Genomic DNA, 24435 nt, shown 5'->3' on the forward strand with positions numbered 1-24435 from the left:
CGGGTGCTACGCGGGAATAGCTCAGTTGGTAGAGCGCAACCTTGCCAAGGTTGAGGTCGCGAGTTCGAGACTCGTTTCCCGCTCCAAGTTTTAGCAATTTGGCCGATACAGTCGGCCAAAAGCTAATTTGGCGGGATAGCAAAGTGGTTATGCAGCGGCCTGCAAAGCCGTGTACGCCGGTTCGATTCCGACTCCCGCCTCCAAAATACCAAAGTGAATGTAAGCCGCAGGCAGCAAATAGCCATCGCGGTATTGGTTAGATCAACCATACATCAATCAGCACGGCGGGGTGGCAGAGTGTTTATGCTGCGTGGGGTGCAACCCTCGCATAGGCCGGTTAAAATCCGCGCCCCCGCCTCCAATCATCCAGGCTGACAAACCACAGCCCGGCCCGAGTGGTGGAATTGGTAGACACAACGGACTTAAAATCCGTCGCTCCTTAATACGAGCGTACCGGTTCGATTCCGGTCTCGGGCACCACAAAACAGCTTGTTTCCAAATACAAAAACCCGCTCTGCTTTGAGCGGGTTTTGCTGTATTTTCGGCCTTGGTTTTGTTCTACATTTTATGGCTTGTTCTACATTTCTGCATTTTGCCGCATGAAAAAAGCACGGTTTCCCGTGCGTTTTTTCAGGTAGCCTGACGGTTTTTATTTAACTTGACGGCCGGCTCGGAGAGGTGGCCTTTTCGGTTGCGGATGTAGCGCTTGGTCATGTTTTGAGTAGTGTGGCCGAGCAGCACGCGGGCGGCTTCGATGCCGACGGCATCGTCGGTGTCGGTGGCTGCCTTGGCGCGGAGGTCGCGGAACTGGAAGGCTGCCTTTTCGATTCCAGCTTTTTCGCGGGCCCTATCCATTGCGCCGCGCAGCATGGCATAGGTCATCGGCTGGCCGCGATGGCGCTGGCGGCCGAGCGAGACAAATAAGTAATCGTGTTTCTGCTCGCCCCTCTCCCGCAAAATCAAGTCCAGCACCTCTGCCAACTCGCCGGTGAGTTTGATGCGGACTTTGGTTTGCACCTTGTTTTGCTCAATCCACAGCTCCCCATCTTTAATATCTGTGGTGCGTATTTTCAGGCAATCGGCCACACGCTGGCCGATAAAATATGCAACCAGCATCAACAGTTGCAGATGCCGCTCGGCGCACTCGTACAGCCTCCAATATTGCTCATCCGTGATGTACACATGGCGACCGGTCTCTTGGTATTTATTCACGCCACGGCATGGGTTTTCATTGTTGGTGTAGCCCCATTTCCGCGCCCAATTAAAGATAACGCTAAACAGCGCGATTTCGCGATTGGCACGGATTTTGGCCGCCTGCCGCCATTCCAAATATTCGTAGATGTCCACACTCAAAATTTGGTTAATCGGCGCGGGGTTATCGCCGTCAAAATACTCGTACAAAAATTTGAGCTGATACAGGTAATCCGACTGCGTCCTGGGTGACAACGTTGGCAGTACAGTGCGCACATAACGCTCGGCTACCACCCGGAAAGTGGCCTCGCGCTCAATACGGGCGGTCAGCTCTTGGCTGTATTCCTGCTCGTAGTCGGCATACTTGCGCAAGGCTTCGAAAAAGTCCGATCCGAGTGGCAGCCACTTGCGTGGCTTGGCGCAGGTGTCATAGTAAAAATACACCTTGCCGCTACTGGTTTTCTTTTGCCGCATTCTCATGGGCAGATTTCTTATTGCCTGTTTCATAATGGTTTAATTTGGTTTTGCTTTGCTACTCTGCCATCTTCGGCGCGGGCTGGCAGCTTGCTCCGGCCTGCCCTCGAGCACGGCGCGCACGACAATGGGGCGGCCGGTTGGATTGATAATAAATGGGATGCCCATTTGGCGCAGTACGTCGCATTGCTTCCCGTAGCGCTTGTAGGCGGTGAGGCTGGCAACCTCATCCCTAGTTAAAAACATTTCGCTCATCTTAATTTTCTCCGGTGGCCGCCGTACCCAAGGGCGCGGCGGCTAAATCATGGTTTTCAGGTAGCCTGAAACCAGCCACAATCAATGCACGATGTAGAGCGCATCATGTTCGGTTTCGAGACGGGCGAGCAGGGTGTCGAGCTCGGCCATCACGCTTTCAGCGGTATCGTGGCGTTTTGGTGCCGGCCAGCGGCGATGCGGGGTTTTAAATGGGGTTAGGTCAATCTCGGTTTCAGGTAGCCTGTTGGCCGGTGGTGAAAGGCGGTCGAGGTGGTGCAGGTGGTGTTTGTATTCGCGCGTAGCATCGGATTGGGCCCGGGTTTGCTCGGCGGCGGCACGGGCTGCGGCAACTTGAGCGGCAGCTTCGCGGCTGTTAATGGCGGGCTTGGCAGTTAAATCATTCAGCGCCCCGTGCAAAATGGTGATTTCACGCTCTTTAATAATCGCAGGCGCTTCGCTTTCCAGCACCCGATCTATCTGTTGCAGTATCTCTTCACGCAGTAGCGGGATGTGGCAACGCGGCGGCTCCATACCGCGATATGGATTTTCCCCAAAAACCTTATCATCTTCTAATTCAAAATCAGCTACTTCTCCCACTTTTTTCGATTTCGTAGAGTTATTGACACCAGTCCAAGGGGCGGCTTTGCCGCCCTGTAGCATCTGCCATTCGTGGATGCGGCTAATTTTCACAAGCCCCGTTTCCGGCTCAAACACCCCGCGAATCATTGGCGGGCGCGGCTCTTGGTATCGGTTAAGTTCTTTCGGGTCTTCTTTGTAGAGGCGGATAGGGCGGGCAGAACGGCTGGCGGTAGCGCCACCCATAATCATCGTAAATTTTCCCCAGTCGCCAGCATCGGCGGCCAGCGCAGCGCGGACAATCGTGTCGTTGTAGTCGCCCGCAGTCATGCCCTCGCGGCGCAGCTCGCGCCAAGTGGTAACGGGAGCACCGCCGATTTGCTGGAACTGGCGGATGCCGTGCAGTGATGCCCAAGCATCCACCAGCTCGGCAGTTTCCACCACGTTGCGGCCATCGGCTTCGTAGTCGATGCCCACGCTGTCGCCCAGCGTGTTTTTGCCGTCGATATTTTTGGCAATGTATTTGGCAATGTAGCCCGCTGCCGTGCCGCGCCGCCAATCGATGGCTTTAAAATTAACGCGGGCATCCACCTGCCGAAAGGCTCGGTAGTCGGCCGCCGCCCAAAAACCGGCTTCGGTCTGCATATCGGCCAGCAGCGACTTAATGCTAGACACATGACCGCCATGCTCAATAGCACGGCGGCGCTGGGTGGCTTGAATCAATTTAGCCTGCTCGATGGCTGCGGCCTTGGTCTCAAAGTAATCTAATCCCAGCTCTTCGCGGCTGTCGCGGCAGGCGTAGCGGGCAACGGTGCGGCGGAAGGCTTGGCGGTGCTCTTTCGGCATAAAAAACAAGCCGTGCCAATGCGGCGTGCCGTCGTGGTGAGGCTCGGCCACGCGAAAGCCGTACACAGCAATCTCTTGGCGCTGCAGCGAGGCTTGGATGCGCCCCCACACTTTTTGCAGGTAGGCTTGCGCTTCGGCTGGCGTACTGCCGTCGTATTTGCTGTTTTGACTACCTGAAACATGATGCGCCGCATGAAATCGGCTGGGGCAGGTTAAGGTGATAAATTCGCCGATGTGTCCCGTTTCGCGGGCGATGTATTCAAAACCGGCAATGCGGGTCATCAGCTCGGCGCGGCGGATAGCTGGGTTGGCATTGGATTTTTCCACTAGCTCGGCCAGCGTGAAGGTTTGCCCCAGCTCATTCACCATCTGCAGCGATTCGAGCATCATGCGGTTGCGGTGTTTTTGCTGGCGGCGGCGCTGCAGCGATGGCGCAGAAACATAGAGCCAATGGCGGCGGTGGATAAGGTTGAAGTCTTTGCGCAGCAGGGTTTCTAGGCGGCGGCCGATGGCACGGCGCAGGAAACGACGCCACCAGCGAGCATCTTGCAGGCGCAGAGTAATCGCCTCCCAGTTGTTGGCTTTGATTTGCTCGGCAAAGCGGCTTTTCCAATCATCCAATCCCTGCTCCTCTGCCAACTTGAGCTGTTTCAACACATTCATGCCATACATAGCGCGGCTGCGGAACAAAGCAGCCTGCTTGTCGGCATAGCTGCGAATGTCGTCGTCTGATGCGTTTAAATCCAGCGGCAGCGGATTCCACATAAACGGGCGAGCAAATTCACAGAGCCATAAGTTGGCCGCGCTGTCGCTGTACTCATATTGCAGCGCATGGGGTTTGCACACCGGTTTCACGTTTGCAATCTTCAGCCAACGCTGCCGCGCCATCTCGGCGATGGCGGCTGGCATCTTGTCTAAAAATTCCTGGGCAAACGGGGTAACTTGGGTGAGCATGACGGATGGTGGCGGTTGGTTGCAGGTTAGTAGTTGCGGATTTTCAGGTAGCCTCTTTGGTTATCAGGTGGCGGCGGAAATCTATATCTGTGCACGAAACCACACCCTCATCCTCCAACTCATCCAAAATTGAAGCAGCTTCGGCATAGCCGATGCGCAGAGCACGTTGGAGTTTGCTGATAGTAATGCCGCTGTGATTTTCAGGTAGCCTGATAAATTCGAGTGCGGCTTGTTTGGTTTGCTCTTTTACACTCATTGCATATCCTCTTCTTTCACAAACACACCATCCCGCATTACCCCTCGGCGGTCTTTAATCTCTTCATGGGCCTGCGCGATGCAATCCTCGATTTTCAACCCTTGCTGGGCAGCAAGGATGGTGAGCACTACCACGCAATCACCGATGCTGTCGGCTATCTTGGCGCGCTGTCGGCATTTGGAAATATCAGCGGCCAGCTCGCCTGTCTCCTCTGTAAGCTTGGCGAGTTGGCGGAAGCTGTCGCTGCCGTTGATAAGGTTGCGGGCTTCTGCCCATTCGCGGATTTGCTGGAATGTTTGGATCATGATTGCTCCTTAATTTGGATTGCTTGGGATTAATTGCCGGATGCGCTGGCCTATCCAACGCATCACCTTCAGGTAGCCTTCTTTTGATTGTCGAATAAATCGGTGCGGCGGCAGGTGCATTTGTGCAAACCACGCTGTTTGCGGCGCACATCGGCTGCAATCACTGCATAGTCAATATCTTTGGCGAGGTCTGGAAATCCGGCCTGCTCGGCAATTTCAGCCAGCGTGTCGAGGCAGGCGTATTGATACATGAAGCCACCCTCGGCCAGAGCAGGCTCGCGGTGCATCACTTTCTCGTTTATCAGCACCTTATGCTTTTCAAACAGTTTGGCCAGAATGTCTTGGAGGTTCATCAAAATAGCTCCTGTTGTTTAGGCTCGTTTTCATCTATCCACTCATAAATAAACATAGGGAAACACTGCGCGGACGGAACGATGTTTAAATCTGGGATTTGGTCGGTTATCAGGCAGGAAAATCCGGCTGGCGTGCTGCTGGTGCAGATAACTAGGTTGTTGCCGAAAGGCGGGATGGGTGGTGAGTTCATTTTTTCAGGTAGCCTGAATTTTTTAGCTCTAGATCTGCCATTACTTCTTCGCGGCGGCGCCGGGCGGCTTGGCTGATGGCTTGGTATTTGCCGCAGGCTGGGCGGTGAGATGGCAGGAAGTTGAAACATTCGCCTTGCGTACAGGCGGCAAAACCGTGGCGCAGCATGGGCGCTGGTTTTGGTTCGCCATCTTTTCCGGCTTGACTGGTTTGCCAATGGCGGCAAGTGCGGCAGGTTTGACTCATTCCTCTACTCCCATTACTTATGATTTGATTGCATAAAAACGTTCTTCATATTGGTTGCACAGTCGGCGGATTTCGGCCAGCATATGCAAAAAGTCGATGGCGGCACCGAACAGGCTGATAAGGCTCAGCTGCCATTCCAAGCTGTTTTCCAGCCGTTTGATGTCGCTCTGCAGCACGGCTTGATTCAGCGCGTCAATGGCGGCCTCGCTCATCTTGGCTTCAGCTTCAACGGGGCGGCGCGGCAACGGCCAATTGCAGGCCTCGTCCAAGCTTTCGCGCTGCTCACAAACGATTTGCGCGGCGGTGCAGTCATACACGCCGCTGCGGTATTCAGGGGTGTCTTTTTGCTTGTCGATGACAATAAAGAGTACGTTGATTTTCGTGTCTTCAAAGGCGTTCTCGACTGTCCACAGTTCGGCCAGACGACAGCCGACGGTTTGCCGCATCCGCGCTTCGGCGGCACGATAGGCAATACCTGGAAAGGCTACCTGAAAGCTGAAACGGCGCACTTGCTGCAGAGATTTAAGAATGAAGATGTCGTCTAGGCAGCCGGACTTTTTCCACGGGAACAGCTGCTGCACCGCCAGTTTTTCGCTGTCTGGCAGGTCTTTGAACTTGAGCGAAAACGGCGGATTCATGATGGCGCAGTCCATCTCGCGCTGCGGCCGGTACAGGAAAAAGCTGGTATGGCTGACGGCGGCATGCGGATAATTCTGCCGGAGGGCTTGGCAGGCGGACTCCTGGATTTCAACTGCCTCAAACTCAGACGGCTGCACGAACTGCTCGAGCTGGCCGCTGCCGGCCGCACCGTCCAACACGGAAGGATGGTCTCCGGCAAAGCGCCGCACGGTATCAGCCACGAAGCGGCGCAGGGTTTCACCGGTGATGTATTCGGCGAATTTGTCGGCGTTTTTACGGTTGTTGTGCTCTTGAAAGGTCATTGGATTTTGTCCATTCTCTGGCTTGCTCTGGGGTAGGAAAACGTTTTCGGATGCGGCGGATGCGCTGTAATTTGCCGTCGGTATCGTGCTGCCAAATGCTGATTTCGCCGCGCCAGCAGTCATGCCGCTTATGTTTGATACCGTGTTTGAGGCCTTTACTGCTTGAATCGTGATAAACGCAGGTACGGATGTGGATATTCATTGGCCACCTCCTACTGGTTCCAGAACTACCCCAGCCATCGGATCGCGGCTGGTAGCGTCGGCCAAGGCGGCAGCCTGGCGGCGGGTGCGGCAATCGGCACGGGCTTGCTCGGTGGCAAGATCGGCAGCGGTGATTTGGTGCTGCAAATCTTGGTTTACTTGGAAATACAGGCCGGCGCGGCGTTCGGCGTTGTCCAGCTCGGCCTGCATGGCGGCTTGCTGGTTGGCGCGATAGGTATCGTTGATGTATTCGCCAGCCGGTATACCGATGATGATGCCAAGCAATATGGCGGCAGCTTTAGACATGGTTTTCTCCTAAGTAGCGAAGTTCTAGGTTGATGGCTTCTGACAGTTTGCTCGGATGACGCAGCCAAACATAAATCAATGTGATGTCGTACCCGTTCGGCTCTTTTGGTTCGCTACGGCGCAGCTCCCAGCCACTCTCCTCAATAAACTCTTGCACGGCGCGGTCGACGCGAACGTCTTGCTCCACTGTTTCAATATCGAATAGCAGGGTAATGGTGCTGTAATCGGCAAAGCAGCCCATTTGAAACGACACCCCGGCAGAGTGCAGGCAGTCGGCAAGCTGCTGCAGCGGTTCATATAGTGCACAGGCGCCATCAGCTTGCGCATACACGCGGCGGATGCTTTCAGCGGCGTTGGCTTGAATCATTTTGGCTACCTGAAAATCGGGAGTAGGGCTAATCATAATTACGGTTTCCTTGGCGTTGATTAAGCTGGTCGATGAGGTAGCTAATGTGGTCGGCGGCGGTACTGTCCGGGCTGTGCACGGCCTGCATGGTTTCCCACACACCGGCGAGCTGGTTATAGGCGGCGGTGGCAAGGTGGCCGCTTACGCCATCAGACAGAGCGGCATTGGCGGCTGCAATGGCATCGCGGTAGAGGCGGTTGCCGAGACGGATCACGGCTTGCTGTTGGCTGGCATTCATCAGGCAGCCTCCCTTTGTCTGTTTGGCGTGGCGAGCTTGAGCGGCGTAGCGGTGAGGCGCACTTGCGGCTGCACGGCGCGGATACCGAGGCGGCGGGCGGCGGCACGGGCGGCGATGATGCACTCGTCCAGCTGCCACAACAGATTGGCTACCTCCGGCAGGCAGAGCGTGCCCACCGGCAGCTCGTAGGTGATGAGGGTGGTGTTGATTTGGGCGGTAGCGCGGTGGATGTGGCCGCACAGCTTTTGCACAATTTCCACCCCTTCTGCCTGCTTCGGGGTGAGCAGGCGGCTGGCGATTTGGTTGGCCGGCAATTCGTGCACCATCGGCTGGCGCGGGGCGGCGGTTTGCATGGGCACATGTTCGGCTAATTTAGCCAACATCTGATTACGGCAATCCCAAGCGGCTTGCGTATAACCAGCGGGGCGCGGTTTTTCAAATTGCTGAATTGATTGCATTTTATTTTTCCTTTCCCTTTTTTAGGGCGGCAAAAACCCTGCTGCACGCAGCAAGCGGCAGCGGCAGGCTTAAAATAATTGGTCTTCTACGGGCGGGGGATTGATGAAAAAGCTGGCATCTACTGTTTCAGGTAGCGTGCCGTGGCGCAGCGGGGTGGGCGGCTCATGGGTGGTTTTGATGATTTCAAACATACCCAAACCACGCCAGCCGCAAAGGTGATTGGTGCACCAAACATAATATTGGCGCGTGAGCTGGCTCGGCTTGCTGCTACCGCGCACTAGGCAGCGGTGGCCGCAGTTGGGGCAGGCTACCTGAACGCGGAATTTGCCCGGCTCGTGTTGGTTACGGTTTTTCAGCGGCATCTGAAAAATCCCCATAGATGCGGTCGGTGAGGGCGGCCACAGATACCAGGCGGTTTACCACGCTGCGCACCTGCGCCCACAGCTCGGCACTTTCGGAGCGGCTTAAAAAGCCGTCGGCAGTGGATTCGCGCCATTGCACGAACAGCTGGCCGAGCTCTTCAACCGCGCCGTGCAGGTGGTCGCGGATGTCTTCGCCGAGCAGGGCGGCCGCATCCATTTCCGGCACCGGTACAAATACCCCGCCGCTTTCGGCAGCCACGGCGGCGGCAAAATCGGTGCGGTCGGTGAGGCGTTGCAGCAGCATGGCTTCGGCGATACCGATGCGCTGGCCTTTGACTTCGTAGAGTCGGTTTTCCAGTGCGGCAGTAGTCATGCCGAGCATGGCGGCGCTGGCGGCGTAGCCGCCGTTGGGCGACTGTGCCATCGTGCGGATGGCTTGATTGATGGGGTTAGGCGTCATCAGTCATCCCTTTCAGCAGTTGATCTAAATCCGTGATAAGCTCTTCTTGCTTTGCTAACCAATTATCAAAATAACTGGATCTCAAAAATGAATCAGAAACTATCTTACGACGAGCTTGAGAAGATGCTCCGCGCAACATCATCACGATTGAGCCGTGCAGAGAAAGAACTCGACGCTCAAGAACTGCTAATTGCTGCTTTGCTGCGTAGCTTTTTAGCTGGATGCAACGGCGATAAAGCTGGCATTCGAGATCGGATTGCGGAGCTGGTTGTGGAGGAACAGACGCTTGGACTGATGCTGTGCAGCCCGGATCCGGAAGAGGCGCAGCAGGTGATTGAGGAAGCGTTGGCAACGCTGGATTCGCGGCTGAAGCTGCACAATCAAACGGGGTGCTGATGATTTCATCGGGCGCGGCCTTATAGGCTTCGGCGATGCGCTGATTGAGTCTCTGCAGGCGCATTTTGAGGCGGCGCAGTTTTTTGCTGTATTGGATTTTTGCCATGATTAGCCCTTTCGTGTCTTGGTGTTCAGGTAGCCTGAAAGGGCTTAGGATGCAGTTACCGATTCGGCAGCCACTACTTGGCGGGCAGCCTTAACGGCGGCAGTGCGGACAAAACCCGAGACGGCGGCACCGTTAATAGCGGCAGCCTGCTTGATAAGTGCTAAGTCTTCGGGGTTGTTGATTACAGCCTGAATAATCGGGCTGTTATTGCGACGGCGCCTAGTCGGCTCCGGTTTGACATTTTGGCGGTTCATTTTATAATTGCCTTTCTCGCCTAATAGGCGTTATGGTTTCGCGTTGTGGTGATGCGCACTATATTGCCTATTAGCAAATTTGTAAACAGCCAAAACGCAATTTAATTAGCCTTTAGCAATTTATTGTTGTTTTGAAAGGTAATTTAAATTTGCTTTTAACCATGCTAGAACGCGCAAAATTAGCATTGTCCGCATCAAGTGATAAAGACTTTGCTCATAAATTAGGCATAAACGCATCAACCGTTGTAGGTTACAAACAGCGGGGTGTTGTGCCACTTGAACAATGTATAAAGATTGCTGAACAGACTGGCGTTTCACTGGATTGGTTAATTCTTGGCAAAGGTGAATCAGATAAAAACACAGCTGCAGGCAAAGCTACCCCTAGCGTTGTATTGGTGCCGTTGTATGACGTGCCGGTGAGCGCTGGGCATGGTAGTTTTTTTGACGCCGAAAATGTCATTCAGCAGATACCGTTTGATGCGGAGTGGCTGGAGCGTGAGGATCTAATTGCCGGCCAGCTGGCCTGTCTGCCGATTGAAGGCGACAGCATGAGCCCCGGCCTGAAAACCAGCGACATCGTGCTCGTTGACCTGACACATCAGCGCGGCGACGGCGTATTCGTGCTGCGCTTGAATGGTGCGTTGCGCATTAAGCGGCTGCAATGGCTGGCCGACGGGCGGTTGCGCATCAGCAGCGACAACCCGATTTACGAAACGGAATATGTTGATCCGAACACACCACCGGATGATTTTGCGATTATCGGTTTTTGTCATACCAAAATTGGTAGAGTGGTGTGATTACTTTGACAAAGTGAGAGAGCGAAAATGAATAAAACTGTTTTTGCTGTGATAGCCGGCTGCTTGCTGGCTATTTCTGTTTCTGCCGATGCGCGCGGGCGTGAGCCGTGCAGTGGGCGCAAGGGCGGGATTGCTTACTGTTCGGGCAGTAAGTTTGTGTGTCGAGACGGCAGCATCAGTCAATCGCGGCGGATGTGTGTTGGCTACGACCGCCCGGCAACCCGCGCACAGGCAAACAACAGTCGCCAGCAGCAGGCAACGCCGCAGCGTAAGCCGCGCCAGCATCGCCGCCGTTGATGCACCATGAAATTCGGCATCCGCACGCCATCGCTCAAGCGCCGGATTGCGGCGCGCACGTCGCTCAAGCGTATGGTGCGGCACAAGTTAGGCATAAAAATGCCGCGCGGATTAGGGATGGTTAGCAACCCGAAGCGGGCGATGTATAACAAGATTTATCACCGCACCACCATTCCGGCAGAGCGGGCGGCGCAAAAGGGCTGGCCGCTGTTGTTACTGATATTTGCGCCGCTGATTTGGTTGATGTTGTTTGTGTGGTATTTGGTGGCGGAGAGTATTCAGGCATTTAGAAATCGGCAGTCATAATTAAAACAACGAGGAGAAAAGATGATGGTTTTCGGCGGGCTGTTTATGCTGGCGGCATTTGTATTATCGATTGCCGCGCTGGTGGGGCTGGTTTCCCCGGGATGGTTTGTCCGTTTTTCTAAAACCGGCAAAGTTTATAACCGGTTTTTGCTGTTTCTTGGGTTTAATGCGGCATCAGTTGTGGCAATGTTCTACGGCGTGGCTATTACGTCGGCGGCCTCTTTCTCTGCCGCAATTGGCGGAGTATTGATTCTATCCAGTTTGTTGTTATTGATTTGCTCGGTAGTCGGGTTGGTTTTTCCTGGGCTGTTTGCCCGATTTTCAAGAAGCGGTAAAGGATTCAGCCGCTCTTCTCTCTTTCTCGGATTTTTTCTTTCTGCATTTTGCTCTTTGTTTGTTGGCGCACTTTTGATGCCGACTACACCCAACACCGAAGCAGTCTCTACTCCCCAGCCCAATTATGCCGATGCTGCTCCTGCCAGCCAGCCTGCTTCTGCGGCGGTGGTAGGGTTGATGGCGGCGGCTGATACTCGACCAGCGGCAGAAATTGCCAGCACGGCGAGCGCAACGACTCAAAATGTGGCACAGCAGACGGCAGAGACTGCCGCCAGCGAGAACAGCCCGGCAGCAGAACATACCTGCCGAGTGGTTGGAATTAAGGATGGGGATACGTTTACTTGCCTGACTAATGGGCGGCGGCAAGTCACGGTGCGGATGGCGCAAATTGATGCTCCAGAGAAAGGGCAGCCTTTCGGACAAAAAGCCAAATCAACACTCTCCGAATATATCTACGGGCAGACGGTACGGCTTGAGGAAAGTGGATTTGACCGCTATGGGCGAACGCTGGCCGAGGTGTACGACGAGAGTGGGCAAAATATCAATATGCTGATGGTGCAAGCCGGTATGGCTTGGGCATATAAAGAATACATGACGAATACGGCTTATCAAGAGATGCAGGATGAGGCGACGCGGGAAAATCTCGGGCTATGGAGTGAAAACGGTTACATCTACCCGAGCGACTGGCGGCGAGGTGTGCGACCACAGCGGGAACAGGTTGCCACACTACCGACAGCCGAGCCGCATCAACAGCGCAGCGGGCGCTTAGCGCAGGAACGGAATGCGCGCGGTTTTAGCTGCGGCAGCAAACGTTTCTGCAGAGAGATGAATAGTTGTGCAGAAGCGATGTTTTATTTGCGGCAATGCGGTGTGCGGCGGTTGGATGGGGATAATGATGGGATACCGTGTGAGAGTATTTGCTAGGCATAGCTCAGGCTACCTGAAATTTTCAGGTAGCCTTTTTGCTGGGTGTTGGTTTCTCCCCGCCATTTGCCGGTTCGTCTAGGTTGATTTGCCCCTCGAGCTGGATGCCGCAGCTGTAGCCACTGCTGTCGAGGCGGTGGCTGATTTCTTTGATGAGCCATTGCTGGCTGTCGATTTCGGGCTTAAAGCCGGAAACGCTGACGGGTGTTTCCGGTGTGAGGTCGGGGCGGCCGACGGCCAGGGTTAGGCTGAATTGGGCGGCACCGCGCAAAAGGCGGCGGAAAGCGGCGCGGGCGCCGGTGAGGGCGGTTTGCTCGCTGGCGTATAGATGGCGCAGGGTTTTGATTTTGAGGCCGTCGGTGTTGATGCGGCGGGTGGTTTCAACGGTGCGGGTGATGGTGTGGCTGCTGTTTCTGCGCCGGCGGCGGGTTTTGCGGGTTTCGGTTTTGCGCTGGGGCTCGAGGTTGTCTTTGTTGATAACGACCTCTTTGCGGCGGCCGGTGCGTTTGTCGGTGTAGTAGGCGCGGACGGCATTGTAGGCGTTGGTGGCCGAGTAGTTAAAGCTGTGATTGTCGCCGCTGGCACGGGTGATGGTGAGCGGCGGGATGGGCGCACCGCCGGCGGTTTGCGCCTCACCGGCTGGGATAAACAGCAAGCGGCCGGCTTTGACGGTGGCGATGGCATCGTAGCGCTCGGCGAGACGGGAAAGGAAGCTGGCATCGCTTTCGTTGGTTTGGTCGATATGGGCGATGGTTTCCTGCTTGTATTGCTCGGCAATGCGGTATTGATAGCGGTGCTCTTTGGCGATGGCTTCGACGATTTGATAGAGCGTTTTTTTGTGCCAGCTGCGCTCTTTCTGCTGGGCAAGGGTTTCGGCAAGGTCGGCGGCGCGGGCGGTGATGTTTAGGCGGTCGGGGGCGCCGGTGTGAGTGAACTCGGAAAATAGATACTCGCCTTTATCAACAATGCCGGTTTCCTGATAGCCGAGATGCAGGGTGATTTTACTGCCCGGACTAGGGATGGCGATGGCGCCATCATAGTCGTCAAGCTCGATGGTGAGTTCGTCGGCCTCGAAGCCACGCTTGTCCGTAAGGTCGATACTGACGATGCGGGCGGAGGTAGCACTGCCGAATGGCTGGCCGTTGATGGTGAGGCGGGCAATGGGTGTGAGGTGGCGGCCGCCGCTGTCGGTGAGGGTGGCAAATACTTTGTTGACGGTTTCTGCCACGGTGTCGAGCAGGCTCATGACTACACTCCTACCAAACTGCGCACCATGCCGACGGCAAGGCCGAGCGCTTCACCTTCCAAGCCGAAGGCGTGGTCGGCTACTTTTTTCAGGCTCATGCTAAAGCTGATGGCGCGTGCTTTGCCGTCATACATCAGCTGGCTTTGCTTATCTTGAATATCGGTGATGACGTAGCTACCGAGCAGTTGGCCGGTGCCGAGGATGAGCGGCCACGGCTTGCCACCATCGGCCATGCTGCGCAGCAGGTTGATGCTCATATCGCCGCCAGTAACTTCCGGGCGCAGTTCGGCCTGAATAGTGATGGTGTCCGGCTCTTTGCCGGTGTATTGCGATGGCGGCGGGCTGTCGTTGCCGACAATGCTTTTGTGCGGATGCCGCCAGCTTTGGCTGCGGTCGATGCCGTGGTAGGGGATGGTGGCGGTGTGGAATACGAAAAAGCCGAGGGTGGCGAGGGGCATGGGTTAATCCTTGTCTTGGTAGCGTGAGTTAGCGCGGCGGGCAGCCTGGGCTTGGCGTTTATCCAATTCGGCGGCCACGGCACGGGCGATGCTGCGCTCGTCTTGGCCTGGGGCGGCATAGACGTTAATAGTAACGCCGCCGGCGCCAGCCAAAGCAGGCGCTGGGCTGGCATTGCCGCCACCTAAAGACTGCAGGGCACGCAGGCCACCGGTGCGCAAGGCTTCTACAGCGCGCCAACCGCCAAAGCGACGCACGTCGGCTTGGGAAAATACTACCTCACCACGATGCACCAGGCCGGCAATTTGGTTGATGCCGCCCGCGCCAGTGTAGCCACCGATGGAAAAGCCTTTGGCGACGCGGCCGCCGACGATATTGCCGACCGCGCCGGGTGCACGGCGGGCGCTGTTGCCTAGGCCGTTAAACAGATTGGTGGTTTGCCGCCACACGCCGGAGAGGTCTGGCAGCATGGATTTGATGCCATTATTCCATACATATTCTATCGGTATTACTGTGAGATAGCTGGAAATAAATAATCAAATAAATTCAATTTGTTGTAATGGTTTGTGCAGCATCCATCTAGAATCCTGAAAGTAGGATATGGATTTCTCAGGTAGTTATTTATCTCTGATGATTAAAGGCTACCTGAAACTTTTCAGGTAGCCTTTAATCAATCTTGTCTAAACAAGGGTGCGCATGGAGTCCATGCCGTCAGCTGGCAAGCCTTGCTGCTGTTCAGCCCCAATGCGGTATTTCCTGATACACATAACTACTTACATTACTGCCAGCGCGGCTAGGCATTTTTCGCGCTGGCCGTTTTGCGGGGGAATGGTTTGGCCGGGCAGGATTAAGGTGTAGCGCTGGCCACGGCCGTGGGCTTCGAGCACGCGGTAGCACAGGAGGCCGGCGAGGCGGTCGGCGCTGGTGCCGGCGGGGTAGTCTGCATAGCTGATGATGTGGTCGGCGGCGTGGAAGGCGGGTTCTTCGAAGTGTTTGTCGAGCAGGCGGCCGCTTTTGGCGTAGCTTTTCCAGGCGATATGTTGCAGGGAGGTGCCGGGTTGGTGGTCTTGCAGGAAGGCGAGGTCTTCGTTGCCGCCGAGTTTGCGGCGCGGCTCGCCTTCTTCGGCCGGGGTGCTGCCGGGCGGGGCGGTGTGCGGCTTGGGGGCGGGGTAGACGAGGCCGTTGTCGGGCCAGTGCCAGACACATTCGACGCTGCTCACGGCAAACGGCCACACGCTGGCACAGCGCAGCGGGGGCAGGATCAGGCGGCCGCGCCGTGCGGGCAGCACGGGCCAGATGAAGGGTTGGGGCTGCTTGGCGGTGAAGAGGGCGGCGCGGTATTCGGGATCGGTGTTGCGGCGGCTTTCGGGGGCAAACCAAAGCTGGCGGTGGCGGGCTTTGATTGAGGGGGCGGGGAAGAGTTGGATATCGGCAGGCTGCCCTTGGAAGAGTTCCTCGGGCAGGGTGAGGTCGAGGCGCAGGCCGAGCAGCTGGAGGCAGTTGAGCAGGGTGCCGACAAACAGGAAGCCGGCGAGCCAGAAGGCGACGATATAGGCGAGGTTTACCTGATAGTTGAGCCCGACGAGCCACAACAGGGCAATCATGGCGGCCAGGCTGATGCCGAGCCGGGTGGGGCGCAGGCGCAGGTCGCGCAGGCGCGGGCTGTATTGGTTGGCGCTCACGATACGGCTACCTGAAGCAGCATTTGTTCCAGCAGCTGGGAGATGGATTGGGGCTGCAGGGTTTGCAGGCGGTGTCCAGCCACGGCTATCCATACGGCTTTGATGTCTTCCGGCAGCACATAATCGCGGCCGGCCAGGAAGGCCCAGGCTTTGGCGGCTTTGACCACGGCAAGCCCGGCGCGCGGGCTGAGGCCGGTAACGAACAGGCCGGGCTGGCGGGTGGATTGCACCAGCCGGTAAACATAATCGGCAGCCTGCTGCGAGCATTTTACTTGGGCGGCCTGTGCCTGCCATTGGAACAGGATTTCGGCGTTGCACATGGCTTTGAGCGCGGGCAGCAGTTGGCGGCGGTCGCCTTGGGCGTAGAGTCGGCGTTCGGCTTCGGCGGAGGGGTAGCCCAGTGAGAGGCGCATCATGAAACGGTCGAGCTGGGATTCGGGCAGGGGAAAGGTGCCGAGCTGCTCGATGGGGTTTTGGGTGGCGATCACGAAGAAGGGTTTGGGCAGGCGGTAGGTTTTACCGTCTACAGAGACTTGTTTTTCTTCCATGGCTTCCAAAAGGGCGGATTGCATTTTGGGCGAGGCGCGGTTGATTTCGTCGGCCAGCAGGAAGTGGTGGAAAATGGGGCCGGGATGGAATTTGAATTGGCCGTCGGCAGGTTGGAAAACGTTGATACCGAGGAGGTCGGCGGGCAGCATGTCGTTGGTGAATTGGACGCGGCGGTAGCCGAGGCCGAGCACGGCGGCCAGGCCGTGGGCGAGGGTGGTTTTGCCCACGCCGGGTACGTCTTCGAGCAAAACGTGGCCGTCGGCCAGGATGCAGGCCATCAGGTGTTGGAGAACGGTTTCTTTGCCGAGAATCAGGCTGTTGAGTTGGGAGAAGACGTTTTGTAAGTAGGGATTCATGGTGTGGATAGTTTGAGTTGTGGTGTGAGTGAGGCTACCTGAAAATGTTTTTGCGGTGGCGCTTATGAAGAAAAGCCCTGTTCAATCAACAGGGCATATTTTTCAGGTAGCCTAATCTTGTACCGGTTCTTCGGCGGCAACCTGTTCGATTAATTGGGAGATGCTCATGCCGCGTTCGAGCGATTGGTCGTATTTGAAGTGCAGCTCGGGCGTTTTAAACAGCTTGATGCGGCGGGAGAGCTCGCTGCGCAGATGGCCTTTGGCGTGTTCCAGCGCTTCGGCGGTAATTTCACGCGTGGCATCGTCGAGCACGGTGTAATACACGGTGGCATGGCTGTAGTCGCGGGTAAGCTCGACTTCGTTGATGGTGATGAAGCCGGCGCGCGGGTCTTTAAGGCCGGTACGGACGAGCTCGGCCAGCTCGCGCATAATCTGTTCGCGCACGCGGTCTTGGCGGGCGTAGCCGCGGTGGGTTTTGGCCATGTGGTCTTTCTCGATATAGGGGGTTATTTCAGTTCGCTGGTGCGGTCGAGCAGGGCATCCATCAGCGAATCGTATTGTTTTTTACGATGTTGGATGCGCAGTTGATCGAATTCGCCCAACTGTTCTTCAAAAGTGTATGTTTTGAAATAGGGCTTCAGGTCGAAGGACTTTTCCAAAAAGCGAATAACGTTGAGGTCGTTTTCACGGTCAACAGGGCGCATGGGCAGCCGTCCAGTAAGCACGAAGTTGTCGGGCATGACAAGGGTAGCCACGATGATCGGTTCATCGTTTTCACGTTGGCGTATTTCTCGGATTAGGGTAAACGTTTCAAAAGTGTAGGTTTGTTTGTCGTTCATTTTCGCGTACTCATCAGGGCAGCGGTTGGTATGGTGGGCAAACACGGTGTAAACAGGCGATATGATACGACAACCATCGCCGGCTGGGTATAGGCTGAGGCATTTATTTCTTTACATATATAGCCAAATTGTTATAGCAAGCCAAATTGACTGTCGATACAAGGTGAACTAACGCCGTAGCGAAAGTTAAGTTGGTTGGCTATAAAAACCATCATCGAAATGTGGAGCTTTGGCAAAGTTGCTGATTTGCCCAACATTTTACTGCGCCACAATGCTCTCAATGCAGCCTGTTGTGCTTCAGATATAACAAGAGGCGACCTGAAACGGATTCGGGCAGCCTCTTGTTTCGCTTGATGCCTGTTTACAGGGTACGAGCCACTTCCACGATATCAAAGGCTTCCAGCATGTCGCCTTCTTGGATATCGTTGTAGTTCTTCAGCATCAAGCCGCATTCGAAGCCCATGCGCACTTCTTTCACATCGTCTTTGAAGCGTTTGAGCGATTCGAGCTCGCCAGTGTGGATCACCACATGGTCGCGGATGAGGCGCACGCGGCTGTCGCGCTTGATGAGGCCGTCGGTAACCATACAGCCGGCAATATTGCCCACTTTGGAAATATTGATAACCTGGCGGATTTCTACCGTGCCGGTTTGCTGCTCTTTCTGCTCGGGAGCAAGCATACCGCTCATGGCTGCTTTCACATCGTCGATGGCGTCGTAGATGATGTTGTAGTAGCGGATTTCGATGTCTTCGTTTTCGGCCAGCTTGCGTGCGGAACCATCGGCACGCACGTTGAAGCCGATAATGAAGGCACCGGAGGCGATGGCTAGGTTGACATCGCTTTCGGTAATGCCGCCTACGCCGCTGTGCAGCACTTCCACTTTCACCTCGTCGTTTGACAGCTTTTTGAGGCTACCTGAAAGCGCTTCGTACGAACCCTGCACGTCGGCTTTGATGATAACGGACAGATTTTGCGCTGCCTGACCGTCGCCGGCGTTGGCAAACAGGTTTTCCAGTTTGGCAGCCTGCTGTTTGGCCAGCCGCACGTCGCGGTATTTGCCTTGGCGGAACAGGGCGATTTCGCGGGCTTTTTTCTCGTCGGCCAACACCATGGCGTCTTCGCCGGCGTTGGGGACGTCGGAAAGGCCGAGGATTTCCACCGGAATGGAGGGGCCGGCTTCCTGTACCTGTCTGCCGTTTTCGTCCACCATAGCGCGGACTTTGCCGAAGGCCGTGCCGGCCAGGAGCATATCGCCTTTTTTCAGCGTGCCGCTCTGTACCAGCAGGGTGGCCACCGCGCCGCGGCCTTTGTCCAGACGGGCTTCCACGATGATGCCTTTGGCTGGTGCGTCTACTGGCGCTTTCAGTTCGAGCACTTCGGCTTCCAGCAGCACGGCTTCCAAAAGCGCATCGATATTGATGCCTTGTTTGGCGGAAACATCGATAAACTGCACATTACCGCCCCAAGCATCGGGGATCACTTCATGTGCGGTCAGCTCTTGGCGAATACGCTCGGGATTGGCGGCTTCCTTATCGATTTTGTTCACTGCCACCACCATCGGCACGCCGGCCGCTTTGGCATGGGCAATGGCTTCGATGGTTTGCGGCATCACGCCGTCATCGGCGGCCACGACCAAAATCACGATATCAGTGGCCTGGGCACCGCGTGCACGCATCGCGGTAAAGGCTTCGTGGCCGGGGGTATCTAGGAAAGTGATAACACCGCGCGGGGTCTGCACATGGTAGGCACCGATGTGCTGGGTAATGCCGCCGGCTTCGCCTTGCACCACTTTGGCGCGACGAATGTAGTCGAGCAGCGAAGTTTTACCGTGGTCCACGTGGCCCATTACGGTTACCACCGGCGGGCGCGGCAGGGCTTCGGCTTGAACGGCGGTTTCAGTGTCGTTCAAGAAGGCTTCGGGATCATCCGCAGCAGCGGGTTTGCCGATATGGCCCATTTCTTCCACCACAATCAATGCGGTTTCCTGGTCGAGCGATTGATTGATGGTCACCATCATGCCCATCTTCATCAGGGCTTTCACCACTTCCACGCCCTTAACTGCCATTTTGTGTGCCAAATCGGCCACGGTGATGGTTTCGGGCACGAGCACTTCGTGCACCACCGGCTCGGTCGGGGCTTGGAAGGCGTGTTGGTTCGGCTCCAGCTTGAGCTGTTTCTTGCCTTTTTTGCCACCACGTACGCGCTCCTCATCGCCACGATTACTGCGTTCTTTGCCTTTGCCTTTGGCGGAACGGCCGCGCGGCATATCGTCGTCGCGCTGCTGGTGGCGATCGCCTTTTTTCGGGCGGCTGCCGCTGGGAGCGGCATTGCCGGAGGAAAGGGGGGCTTTTTCGCTCGGTGCGGCGCTGCGCGGGGCAGACTGCTGCTCTTTGGCCAGCTTGGCTTCCTGCTGCGCCTGCAGTTTGGCTGCTTCGCGGCGGGCCTGGCGCTCCTGTTTTTCTTTCAGCAGGGCTTGTTGGTGGGCACGCAGGGCTTCGGCACGGCGGGCTTCTTCGTCACGCATGGCCTTTTCGGCGGCACTAACCACTTCCACCGGTTGCGGTGTTGGCTCAGGGGCCTTTTCTTTTTTCGGTTTGCGGCTGCGTTTCGGTTTGGCTTCGGCTGCCGGAGCGTCATCCGGCGTGGCTACTTCAGTAGCTGCCGGTGTAGCATCAGTTTTGGCAGCAGTAGTTTCCATGGTAGGTGTTTCAACCACTGTTGTTTCGACAGCTTCTGAGGCTACCTGAACATTTGGTTCTTCCACGGCAGGGGCGGCTGCAGGTGCTTCTGTGGCAACAGTTGCGGCTGGTTGTGCCGGGGCAACTTCAGCAGCGGGTTTGCTCTCGGCAACTGCTTCAATCGGCGGCACGGCCACGCGGCGGCGGCGGCGGGTTTCCACTTGTACGCCAGCCACAGTGCTGCGCTCGGTGCGGGTACGGCTCACGCTGATGGATACGGTGCCGCTGTCGTTCTGTTTGCGCAGGTGGGTCAGTAGAGCTTGTTTGTCTGCCGGGCTGATGCTGTCGGCACCGCTGCTTTTTTCCACGCCGGCGGCTTTGAGCTGCTCCAAGAGCGTGGGCACGGATTTTTTCAGTTCGGCGGCAAATTGTTGTACGGTATTACTCATAAGTTTCCGGCCTCCTTATTCCTGTGTTTCGGCAAACCAATGTTCGCGGGCGGCCAAAATAACGGTTTTGGCTTCTTCTTCGCTCACACCGGTGATTTCGATCAATTCGTCGGTGGAAAGCTCAGCCAAGCTGTCGCGGGTGGTGATGCCAGCTTGCGCCAAATCGCGCAGCATGTCTTGGTCAATGCCGTTGAGGGTTTTCAGCTCTTCTTCCACTTCGTCCAGTTTTTCTTCCGACATGATGGCCAGAGTAAGGATGGCGTCGCGAGCACGGTTGCGCAGCGTTTCTACGGTGGCTTCGTCGAAGCCGATTTCCACCAGTTCGGCAGCAGGCACATAGGCCACTTCTTCCAGAGCGGCGAAGCCTTCTTCAATCAGCAGATCAGCTGTTTGCTCGTCCACGTTCAGATGCTGCATAAACAGGCTGCGAATCTGCGCATCTTCGGCTTCGTGACGCTCTTCAGCTTCCTGTACGGTCATGATGTTAAGCTGCCAGCCGGTGAGGTCGGCGGCGAGGCGTACGTTTTGGCCACCGCGGCCGATGGCAGGCGCGAGCTGGTCTTCGGCCACGATAACATCTACCGAATGGTTGTCTTCGTCAATCAGAATGCGGCTGACTTCGGCGGGGGAGAGCGCGTTAATCACAAACTGGGCAGTTTCGGGCGACCATAGCACCACGTCCACCCGTTCGCCGGCCAATTCGTTGGATACGGCATTCACGCGCGAGCCGCGCACGCCGATGCAGGTGCCTTGCGGATCAATACGTGCATCATTGGATTTAACGGCGATTTTGGCGCGTTGGCCGGGATCACGGGCGGCTTCTTTGATTTCCAGCAGGCCGTCTTCGATTTCCGGCACTTCTTGTTCAAACAGTTTCACCAAAAATTCGCGTGAGGTGCGGCTGAGGATAACTTGTTTGCGGCCGCTGTTGCCTTGTTCGTCCACGCGCAGGAAGAGGGCGCGGATGCGGTCGCCGCTGCGGAAGTTTTCGCGCGGGATGCATTGGTCGCGTGGAATCAGCGCGTCCAAACGGCCTATTTCCACGATGATGCCGTGGCGTTCCACACGTTTTACCGTGCCCATTACCACGTCTTCGCGGCGGGCGAGGAATTCTTGCAGAATCTGCTCGCGCTCGGCATCGCGGATGCGCTGTAAAATGATTTGCTTGGCAGTTTGTGCGGCTTGACGGCCGAAGGCCACGTTTTCCAGCTCTTCTTCGTAATACTCGCCGATTTGCAGTGGGGAATCGGGGAATTCTTCTTGGATTTCCTCGATGGTTTTTTGCGTGTCGGGATAGGTGTAGTCTTCATCCGCCACGATTAACCAGCGGCGGAAGGTGTGGTATTCACCGGTGTTACGGTCGATGCTCACGCGCACGTCCATGTGTTCGCGGTCGGCCTTTTTCTTGGCGGCCACCGACAGGGCGAACTCCAATGCTTCGAATACCACTTCGGATTCAACGTTTTTTTCGCTGGCCAGGGCTTCGGCCAGTTGCAACATTTCGCGGCTCATGGGAATGAACTCTCCATTAATTGATAAATAGGCAAATTAGAATTCGGGCTTCAGGTGCGCCCGGTCGATATTGGATAATTCGATGGCAGCAGTTTTGCCATCGAAGGCGATAGTCAGCACATCGTTTTCAAAGTTTTCGATGTGGCCGATGAAGTTTTTCTGACCCTCCACCGGCAAACGGGTTTTCAGCTTGACGAGGCTACCTGAAAAACGGATGAAGTCGGCTGCCTTTTTTAGCGGTCGGTCGAGGCCGGGGCTGGAAATTTCCAGCCGTTTATAGTCCACATCTTCCACCATGAAGAGGCGGCTCAAGTGGTTGCTGACGGTGGCGCAGTCTTCCACGGTAATGCCTTCGGGCTTGTCGATAAACACGCGCAAATCGCCTTGCGCGGTGAGCTCGAAATCCACCAATTCATAGCCCAGGCCGGGCAGGGTTTTTTCTAAAACGGCTTGAATATCCATGATTCCCTAGTTGAAAAAACAAAAAAATGGCCTCGGGGCCATTTCTCATTTATCTCGTATAAATAACTGAAAAACGGCGCGATTCTAAACCATATTCGGCGATTTGGCAAATCTGTTTGCGCCTGGTGTGCAGGGTGACGGGCGGGCTGTGAGAATCGCGCAACAATGCTGGATTGGAACGAAGGGGAAGATTGGATTTTGGTTTTAAACTTCGTTGAGGCTTATGTTTTGGCTCAAGTAGTTCGGAAACTTTATTTTTACTTAGATTGCGATTGATACTTTCAGGTAGCCTGTGTTACCACGCGATGTAAAACATTGCCTTAGCCAGAAACACAATCAGCAGCATCTGCACCAGCACGGCGCGATGGATGTATTTGGAAAAGGCCACGGTCATGGTGTGGCGGCGCATACGGGTAACAGCGGCCAGAAAGTGGCAGAGGATGCTGAAAGCCAGCAGCAGCTTGATGGAGAGCTGGATAAAGAAAGAATTGGCAAACGGATTGTGGAGAATTTGCAGGTAGCGGTGCATCATCACCAGGCCGGAAAGAAACAGCAACCCAACTACCCAGGGCATGACTTTCACCGCCCGAGCGGAAAGTGCCCGTTCGGCTTCGCGCCGAGCCTCACGGCTGACTTTTTTGGTGTGCAGCACCGATAAAACCAGCGACTCAAACAACACCCCGCCCACGAAGGTAATGGCACAGAATAAGTGAATGATGTGTGCAACGGAGTAAACAGACATTTACCTGCCTTTTGATGCAATCACAGAAAAATGCGATACTCTCACAGGCAGGTAGGGCGGTCAAATCCGCCATGCCTCTCTGATACTGACAGAAAGGGTATATATCATGAGAAAATCTACTATTACTTCTATTTTCACTGTTATGCTGCTTACTGCCTCTCTGAGCGCTTGTACCGGCATGACCACCAAACAGCGCAATATTGCTGTGGGTGCCGCAGTGGGCGGTGTGGCCGGTAATGTGATTGGCGGTGATACCGGCTCAACCTTGGGTGGTGCTGCCCTGGGTGGTCTAGTAGGCAGCCAGGTTCAGTAAGTCCTAAACCCTTACTAATGATGCGGGCGGAAGTGTGAAAGCACTTCCGCCCGCAGTTGTTTTGACGTAGTGGATTAAAATGAAGAATGCTACTGCGTTGGCTCGCCTTGCTGTACTACTTGTACTATTTGCGGCTCGCCGCCTTGTCCCATTCTTATTTGAATCCACTATATTTTATGGATTGGCACAGTTTCGATATTCAGTTATTCCGATTAGGCCGCGGTAGGGTAAATCAGGCAGCATCGGTTTTATCGAAACGGTTAGAAATAATGTGTACCGCAGCCGGCCGGTAAGCCGGGTTCTGTCGTTGGACAGTCATTCCTCTAGGCCGATTGTTACCAAGCGGCTCAAGCAACCTACCCGAATGCTCGGCGAGCAGCGTCGTTGCATTCTGTTTGGTCTTGCTGCGGATGGGGTTTAGCCTGCTACGGACTGTTACCAGCCGCACGGTGCGCTCTTACCGCACCATTTCACCCTTACCTGTGCCGTGTTGCCACAGCCATCGGCGGTTATGCTTTCTGTTCCACTTTCCGTCGCCTCGCGGCGCCCGGCCGTTAGCCGGCATCCTGCTCTGTGCAGCCCGGACTTTCCTCCCCACCCAAAGGCGCGGCGACTGTCTGGCCTGCTGCGATACGGGCGGGATTATAACGGATTGGGTGGGAAAGGCTACCTGAAAATGGTGATGTCAGAAAGAAAACTTGGTCTTGCTCGCATAG

General features: G+C 55.7%; 34 protein-coding genes, 4 tRNA genes and 1 other RNA gene. 9 read left to right on the top strand and 30 right to left on the bottom strand.

Annotation, left to right across the window (positions count from 1 at the left end; all coding sequences use genetic code 11):
- The first annotated feature begins 10 nt into the window (after positions 1 to 10).
- The 4 genes from CKV94_RS09050 to CKV94_RS09060 all read left to right on the top strand — a co-directional run bounded on the left by CKV94_RS09050 (position 11) and on the right by CKV94_RS09060 (position 480).
- Positions 11 to 86 (top strand) — tRNA-Gly (locus CKV94_RS09050).
- 43 nt (positions 87 to 129) lie between these two features.
- Positions 130 to 203, top strand: a tRNA-Cys gene (locus tag CKV94_RS09055).
- An 80-nt stretch (positions 204 to 283) separates the two neighbouring features.
- Positions 284 to 361: transfer RNA gene (locus tag CKV94_RS11210), tRNA-Cys, on the top strand.
- Between the two features lie 28 nt (positions 362 to 389).
- Positions 390 to 480: transfer RNA gene (locus CKV94_RS09060), tRNA-Leu, on the top strand.
- A 150-nt stretch (positions 481 to 630) separates the two neighbouring features.
- Here CKV94_RS09060 and CKV94_RS09065 read toward each other — a convergent pair.
- The 18 genes from CKV94_RS09065 to CKV94_RS09145 form a co-directional block, all read right to left on the bottom strand.
- Entirely contained in the window at positions 631 to 1671 is a 1041-nt protein-coding gene (locus CKV94_RS09065; RefSeq protein WP_197696257.1) for a tyrosine-type recombinase/integrase, read from the bottom strand.
- 33 nt (positions 1672 to 1704) lie between these two features.
- A complete protein-coding gene (locus CKV94_RS09070) occupies positions 1705 to 1920 on the bottom strand; it encodes a DUF4224 domain-containing protein (protein WP_003821899.1) in 216 nt (71 codons plus the stop codon).
- An 81-nt stretch (positions 1921 to 2001) separates the two neighbouring features.
- On the bottom strand, positions 2002 to 4296 hold the full coding sequence (locus CKV94_RS09075; RefSeq protein WP_003821898.1) for a replication endonuclease: 2295 nt from the start codon (positions 4294 to 4296) through the stop codon (positions 2002 to 2004).
- 43 nt (positions 4297 to 4339) lie between these two features.
- Positions 4340 to 4552 (bottom strand): DNA translocase FtsK, encoded by a 213-nt coding sequence (locus CKV94_RS09080; protein ID WP_003821897.1) that lies wholly within the window; start codon positions 4550 to 4552, stop codon positions 4340 to 4342.
- Positions 4549 to 4857 (bottom strand): MazG-like family protein, encoded by a 309-nt coding sequence (locus tag CKV94_RS09085; protein WP_003821896.1) that lies wholly within the window; start codon positions 4855 to 4857, stop codon positions 4549 to 4551. Before CKV94_RS09085 ends, CKV94_RS09080 begins: the two co-directional genes overlap by 4 nt.
- A gap of 68 nt (positions 4858 to 4925) precedes the next feature.
- The gene (locus tag CKV94_RS09090) at positions 4926 to 5210 is read right to left on the bottom strand and encodes a hypothetical protein (protein ID WP_003821895.1); all 285 of its coding nucleotides are present in this window, start codon (positions 5208 to 5210) and stop codon (positions 4926 to 4928) included.
- On the bottom strand, positions 5210 to 5401 hold the full coding sequence (locus tag CKV94_RS11315) for a type ISP restriction/modification enzyme (RefSeq protein ID WP_003821894.1): 192 nt from the start codon (positions 5399 to 5401) through the stop codon (positions 5210 to 5212). Before CKV94_RS11315 ends, CKV94_RS09090 begins: the two co-directional genes overlap by 1 nt.
- Entirely contained in the window at positions 5398 to 5646 is a 249-nt protein-coding gene (locus tag CKV94_RS11215) for a hypothetical protein (protein ID WP_003821893.1), read from the bottom strand. Before CKV94_RS11215 ends, CKV94_RS11315 begins: the two co-directional genes overlap by 4 nt.
- A 17-nt stretch (positions 5647 to 5663) precedes the next feature.
- On the bottom strand, positions 5664 to 6587 hold the full coding sequence (locus tag CKV94_RS09100; protein WP_035579729.1) for a DNA methyltransferase family protein: 924 nt from the start codon (positions 6585 to 6587) through the stop codon (positions 5664 to 5666).
- Positions 6559 to 6789 (bottom strand): hypothetical protein, encoded by a 231-nt coding sequence (locus CKV94_RS11220; RefSeq protein WP_035579726.1) that lies wholly within the window; start codon positions 6787 to 6789, stop codon positions 6559 to 6561. Before CKV94_RS11220 ends, CKV94_RS09100 begins: the two co-directional genes overlap by 29 nt.
- The gene (locus tag CKV94_RS09110) at positions 6786 to 7094 is read right to left on the bottom strand and encodes a hypothetical protein (RefSeq protein ID WP_003821890.1); all 309 of its coding nucleotides are present in this window, start codon (positions 7092 to 7094) and stop codon (positions 6786 to 6788) included. The genes CKV94_RS11220 and CKV94_RS09110 overlap by 4 nt, the downstream gene beginning before the upstream one ends.
- Positions 7087 to 7497, bottom strand: coding sequence for a hypothetical protein (locus tag CKV94_RS09115; RefSeq protein ID WP_003821888.1), 411 nt, complete (start codon positions 7495 to 7497; stop codon positions 7087 to 7089). Before CKV94_RS09115 ends, CKV94_RS09110 begins: the two co-directional genes overlap by 8 nt.
- The gene (locus tag CKV94_RS09120) at positions 7490 to 7738 is read right to left on the bottom strand and encodes a hypothetical protein (RefSeq protein WP_003821887.1); all 249 of its coding nucleotides are present in this window, start codon (positions 7736 to 7738) and stop codon (positions 7490 to 7492) included. The genes CKV94_RS09115 and CKV94_RS09120 overlap by 8 nt, the downstream gene beginning before the upstream one ends.
- A complete protein-coding gene (locus CKV94_RS09125; RefSeq protein ID WP_003821886.1) occupies positions 7738 to 8196 on the bottom strand; it encodes a hypothetical protein in 459 nt (152 codons plus the stop codon). The genes CKV94_RS09120 and CKV94_RS09125 overlap by 1 nt, the downstream gene beginning before the upstream one ends.
- A gap of 69 nt (positions 8197 to 8265) precedes the next feature.
- Positions 8266 to 8559, bottom strand: coding sequence for an ogr/Delta-like zinc finger family protein (locus tag CKV94_RS09130; protein ID WP_003821885.1), 294 nt, complete (start codon positions 8557 to 8559; stop codon positions 8266 to 8268).
- Positions 8540 to 9019, bottom strand: coding sequence for a YmfL family putative regulatory protein (locus tag CKV94_RS09135; protein WP_003821884.1), 480 nt, complete (start codon positions 9017 to 9019; stop codon positions 8540 to 8542). The genes CKV94_RS09130 and CKV94_RS09135 overlap by 20 nt, the downstream gene beginning before the upstream one ends.
- Positions 9009 to 9521 carry a hypothetical protein gene (locus tag CKV94_RS11225; protein ID WP_003821883.1) on the bottom strand — a complete coding sequence of 171 codons (513 nt, stop codon included), beginning with the start codon at positions 9519 to 9521 and terminating at the stop codon, positions 9009 to 9011. The genes CKV94_RS09135 and CKV94_RS11225 overlap by 11 nt, the downstream gene beginning before the upstream one ends.
- 44 nt (positions 9522 to 9565) lie before the next feature.
- Complete coding sequence (locus tag CKV94_RS09145; RefSeq protein ID WP_003821882.1) at positions 9566 to 9775, bottom strand: type II toxin -antitoxin system TacA 1-like antitoxin; 210 nt, start codon at positions 9773 to 9775, stop codon at positions 9566 to 9568.
- Positions 9776 to 9906: 131 nt separating this feature from the next.
- Here CKV94_RS09145 and CKV94_RS09150 point away from each other — a divergent pair, with 131 nt between their 5' ends.
- The 4 genes from CKV94_RS09150 (at position 9907) to CKV94_RS09165 (ending at position 12435) form a co-directional block, all read left to right on the top strand.
- Entirely contained in the window at positions 9907 to 10572 is a 666-nt protein-coding gene (locus tag CKV94_RS09150; protein ID WP_223417303.1) for a LexA family transcriptional regulator, read from the top strand.
- Positions 10573 to 10635: 63 nt separating this feature from the next.
- Complete coding sequence (locus CKV94_RS09155; RefSeq protein ID WP_169838806.1) at positions 10636 to 10869, top strand: YdcA family protein; 234 nt, start codon at positions 10636 to 10638, stop codon at positions 10867 to 10869.
- 6 nt (positions 10870 to 10875) lie between these two features.
- Positions 10876 to 11175, top strand: a complete 300-nt coding sequence (locus tag CKV94_RS09160) for a hypothetical protein (protein WP_003821879.1) — start codon at positions 10876 to 10878, stop codon at positions 11173 to 11175.
- Positions 11176 to 11196: 21 nt separating this feature from the next.
- Positions 11197 to 12435, top strand: a complete 1239-nt coding sequence (locus CKV94_RS09165) for a thermonuclease family protein (protein WP_003821877.1) — start codon at positions 11197 to 11199, stop codon at positions 12433 to 12435.
- A 25-nt stretch (positions 12436 to 12460) separates the two neighbouring features.
- Here the strand turns inward: CKV94_RS09165 and CKV94_RS09170 are convergent, their stop codons facing one another.
- The 11 genes from CKV94_RS09170 to CKV94_RS09220 form a co-directional block, all read right to left on the bottom strand.
- Positions 12461 to 13681 carry a contractile injection system protein, VgrG/Pvc8 family gene (locus CKV94_RS09170; RefSeq protein ID WP_003821876.1) on the bottom strand — a complete coding sequence of 407 codons (1221 nt, stop codon included), beginning with the start codon at positions 13679 to 13681 and terminating at the stop codon, positions 12461 to 12463.
- A gap of 2 nt (positions 13682 to 13683) precedes the next feature.
- The gene (locus CKV94_RS09175) at positions 13684 to 14139 is read right to left on the bottom strand and encodes a phage tail protein (protein ID WP_003821873.1); all 456 of its coding nucleotides are present in this window, start codon (positions 14137 to 14139) and stop codon (positions 13684 to 13686) included.
- Positions 14140 to 14142: 3 nt separating this feature from the next.
- On the bottom strand, positions 14143 to 14607 hold the full coding sequence (locus tag CKV94_RS09180; protein ID WP_003821872.1) for a hypothetical protein: 465 nt from the start codon (positions 14605 to 14607) through the stop codon (positions 14143 to 14145).
- 303 nt (positions 14608 to 14910) lie between these two features.
- Complete coding sequence (locus tag CKV94_RS09185) at positions 14911 to 15819, bottom strand: DUF58 domain-containing protein (protein ID WP_003821870.1); 909 nt, start codon at positions 15817 to 15819, stop codon at positions 14911 to 14913.
- Entirely contained in the window at positions 15816 to 16724 is a 909-nt protein-coding gene (locus CKV94_RS09190) for an AAA family ATPase (RefSeq protein WP_003821869.1), read from the bottom strand. The genes CKV94_RS09185 and CKV94_RS09190 overlap by 4 nt, the downstream gene beginning before the upstream one ends.
- Before the next feature lie 111 nt (positions 16725 to 16835).
- The gene (rbfA, locus tag CKV94_RS09195; protein ID WP_003821868.1) at positions 16836 to 17207 is read right to left on the bottom strand and encodes a 30S ribosome-binding factor RbfA; all 372 of its coding nucleotides are present in this window, start codon (positions 17205 to 17207) and stop codon (positions 16836 to 16838) included.
- A gap of 23 nt (positions 17208 to 17230) precedes the next feature.
- A complete protein-coding gene (locus CKV94_RS09200) occupies positions 17231 to 17563 on the bottom strand; it encodes a hypothetical protein (RefSeq protein WP_003821867.1) in 333 nt (110 codons plus the stop codon).
- 361 nt (positions 17564 to 17924) lie between these two features.
- Positions 17925 to 20690, bottom strand: a complete 2766-nt coding sequence (infB, locus tag CKV94_RS09205) for a translation initiation factor IF-2 (protein ID WP_003821865.1) — start codon at positions 20688 to 20690, stop codon at positions 17925 to 17927.
- A gap of 15 nt (positions 20691 to 20705) precedes the next feature.
- Positions 20706 to 22202 carry a transcription termination factor NusA gene (gene nusA, locus CKV94_RS09210; protein ID WP_003821864.1) on the bottom strand — a complete coding sequence of 499 codons (1497 nt, stop codon included), beginning with the start codon at positions 22200 to 22202 and terminating at the stop codon, positions 20706 to 20708.
- A 36-nt stretch (positions 22203 to 22238) separates the two neighbouring features.
- Positions 22239 to 22664 (bottom strand): ribosome maturation factor RimP, encoded by a 426-nt coding sequence (rimP, locus tag CKV94_RS09215; RefSeq protein WP_003821862.1) that lies wholly within the window; start codon positions 22662 to 22664, stop codon positions 22239 to 22241.
- 295 nt (positions 22665 to 22959) lie between these two features.
- Positions 22960 to 23406: a CopD family copper resistance protein gene (locus CKV94_RS09220; protein WP_003821861.1), complete on the bottom strand. Its 447-nt coding sequence runs from the start codon at positions 23404 to 23406 to the stop codon at positions 22960 to 22962.
- 106 nt (positions 23407 to 23512) lie between these two features.
- Here CKV94_RS09220 and CKV94_RS09225 point away from each other — a divergent pair, with 106 nt between their 5' ends.
- Positions 23513 to 23719 carry a glycine zipper 2TM domain-containing protein gene (locus tag CKV94_RS09225; protein ID WP_023886327.1) on the top strand — a complete coding sequence of 69 codons (207 nt, stop codon included), beginning with the start codon at positions 23513 to 23515 and terminating at the stop codon, positions 23717 to 23719.
- Between the two features lie 274 nt (positions 23720 to 23993).
- Here the strand turns inward: CKV94_RS09225 and rnpB are convergent.
- Positions 23994 to 24348, bottom strand: an RNA gene (gene rnpB, locus CKV94_RS09230) — RNase P RNA component class A.
- Between the last annotated feature and the right edge of the window lie 87 nt (positions 24349 to 24435).

Origin of the sequence: Eikenella corrodens (assembly GCF_900187105.1) — a bacterium.
GTDB classification, from domain to species: domain Bacteria; phylum Pseudomonadota; class Gammaproteobacteria; order Burkholderiales; family Neisseriaceae; genus Eikenella; species Eikenella corrodens.

Coding starts and splice junctions, on each gene's coding strand:
- CKV94_RS11220 (WP_035579726.1), bottom strand. CDS start 6,789: ATGAATATCCACATCCGTACCTGCGTTTATCACGATTCAAGCAGTAAA.
- CKV94_RS09080 (WP_003821897.1), bottom strand. CDS start 4,552: ATGAGTGTAAAAGAGCAAACCAAACAAGCCGCACTCGAATTTATCAGG.
- nusA (WP_003821864.1), bottom strand. CDS start 22,202: ATGAGCCGCGAAATGTTGCAACTGGCCGAAGCCCTGGCCAGCGAAAAA.
- rimP (WP_003821862.1), bottom strand. CDS start 22,664: ATGGATATTCAAGCCGTTTTAGAAAAAACCCTGCCCGGCCTGGGCTAT.
- CKV94_RS09120 (WP_003821887.1), bottom strand. CDS start 7,738: ATGAATGCCAGCCAACAGCAAGCCGTGATCCGTCTCGGCAACCGCCTC.
- CKV94_RS09180 (WP_003821872.1), bottom strand. CDS start 14,607: ATGCTGCCAGACCTCTCCGGCGTGTGGCGGCAAACCACCAATCTGTTT.
- CKV94_RS09085 (WP_003821896.1), bottom strand. CDS start 4,857: ATGATCCAAACATTCCAGCAAATCCGCGAATGGGCAGAAGCCCGCAAC.
- CKV94_RS09190 (WP_003821869.1), bottom strand. CDS start 16,724: ATGAATCCCTACTTACAAAACGTCTTCTCCCAACTCAACAGCCTGATT.
- CKV94_RS09170 (WP_003821876.1), bottom strand. CDS start 13,681: ATGAGCCTGCTCGACACCGTGGCAGAAACCGTCAACAAAGTATTTGCC.
- CKV94_RS11315 (WP_003821894.1), bottom strand. CDS start 5,401: ATGAACTCACCACCCATCCCGCCTTTCGGCAACAACCTAGTTATCTGC.
- CKV94_RS09065 (WP_197696257.1), bottom strand. CDS start 1,671: ATGAGAATGCGGCAAAAGAAAACCAGTAGCGGCAAGGTGTATTTTTAC.
- CKV94_RS09135 (WP_003821884.1), bottom strand. CDS start 9,019: ATGACGCCTAACCCCATCAATCAAGCCATCCGCACGATGGCACAGTCG.
- CKV94_RS09175 (WP_003821873.1), bottom strand. CDS start 14,139: ATGCCCCTCGCCACCCTCGGCTTTTTCGTATTCCACACCGCCACCATC.
- CKV94_RS09130 (WP_003821885.1), bottom strand. CDS start 8,559: ATGCCGCTGAAAAACCGTAACCAACACGAGCCGGGCAAATTCCGCGTT.
- CKV94_RS09160 (WP_003821879.1), top strand. CDS start 10,876: ATGAAATTCGGCATCCGCACGCCATCGCTCAAGCGCCGGATTGCGGCG.
- CKV94_RS09225 (WP_023886327.1), top strand. CDS start 23,513: ATGAGAAAATCTACTATTACTTCTATTTTCACTGTTATGCTGCTTACT.
- CKV94_RS09100 (WP_035579729.1), bottom strand. CDS start 6,587: ATGACCTTTCAAGAGCACAACAACCGTAAAAACGCCGACAAATTCGCC.
- CKV94_RS09115 (WP_003821888.1), bottom strand. CDS start 7,497: ATGATTAGCCCTACTCCCGATTTTCAGGTAGCCAAAATGATTCAAGCC.
- CKV94_RS09075 (WP_003821898.1), bottom strand. CDS start 4,296: ATGCTCACCCAAGTTACCCCGTTTGCCCAGGAATTTTTAGACAAGATG.
- CKV94_RS09125 (WP_003821886.1), bottom strand. CDS start 8,196: ATGCAATCAATTCAGCAATTTGAAAAACCGCGCCCCGCTGGTTATACG.
- CKV94_RS11215 (WP_003821893.1), bottom strand. CDS start 5,646: ATGAGTCAAACCTGCCGCACTTGCCGCCATTGGCAAACCAGTCAAGCC.
- CKV94_RS09110 (WP_003821890.1), bottom strand. CDS start 7,094: ATGTCTAAAGCTGCCGCCATATTGCTTGGCATCATCATCGGTATACCG.
- CKV94_RS09090 (WP_003821895.1), bottom strand. CDS start 5,210: ATGAACCTCCAAGACATTCTGGCCAAACTGTTTGAAAAGCATAAGGTG.
- rbfA (WP_003821868.1), bottom strand. CDS start 17,207: ATGGCCAAAACCCACCGCGGCTACGCCCGCCAAGACCGCGTGCGCGAA.
- CKV94_RS09220 (WP_003821861.1), bottom strand. CDS start 23,406: ATGTCTGTTTACTCCGTTGCACACATCATTCACTTATTCTGTGCCATT.
- CKV94_RS09200 (WP_003821867.1), bottom strand. CDS start 17,563: ATGAACGACAAACAAACCTACACTTTTGAAACGTTTACCCTAATCCGA.
- CKV94_RS09165 (WP_003821877.1), top strand. CDS start 11,197: ATGATGGTTTTCGGCGGGCTGTTTATGCTGGCGGCATTTGTATTATCG.
- CKV94_RS09070 (WP_003821899.1), bottom strand. CDS start 1,920: ATGAGCGAAATGTTTTTAACTAGGGATGAGGTTGCCAGCCTCACCGCC.
- CKV94_RS09145 (WP_003821882.1), bottom strand. CDS start 9,775: ATGAACCGCCAAAATGTCAAACCGGAGCCGACTAGGCGCCGTCGCAAT.
- CKV94_RS11225 (WP_003821883.1), bottom strand. CDS start 9,521: ATGGCAAAAATCCAATACAGCAAAAAACTGCGCCGCCTCAAAATGCGC.
- infB (WP_003821865.1), bottom strand. CDS start 20,690: ATGAGTAATACCGTACAACAATTTGCCGCCGAACTGAAAAAATCCGTG.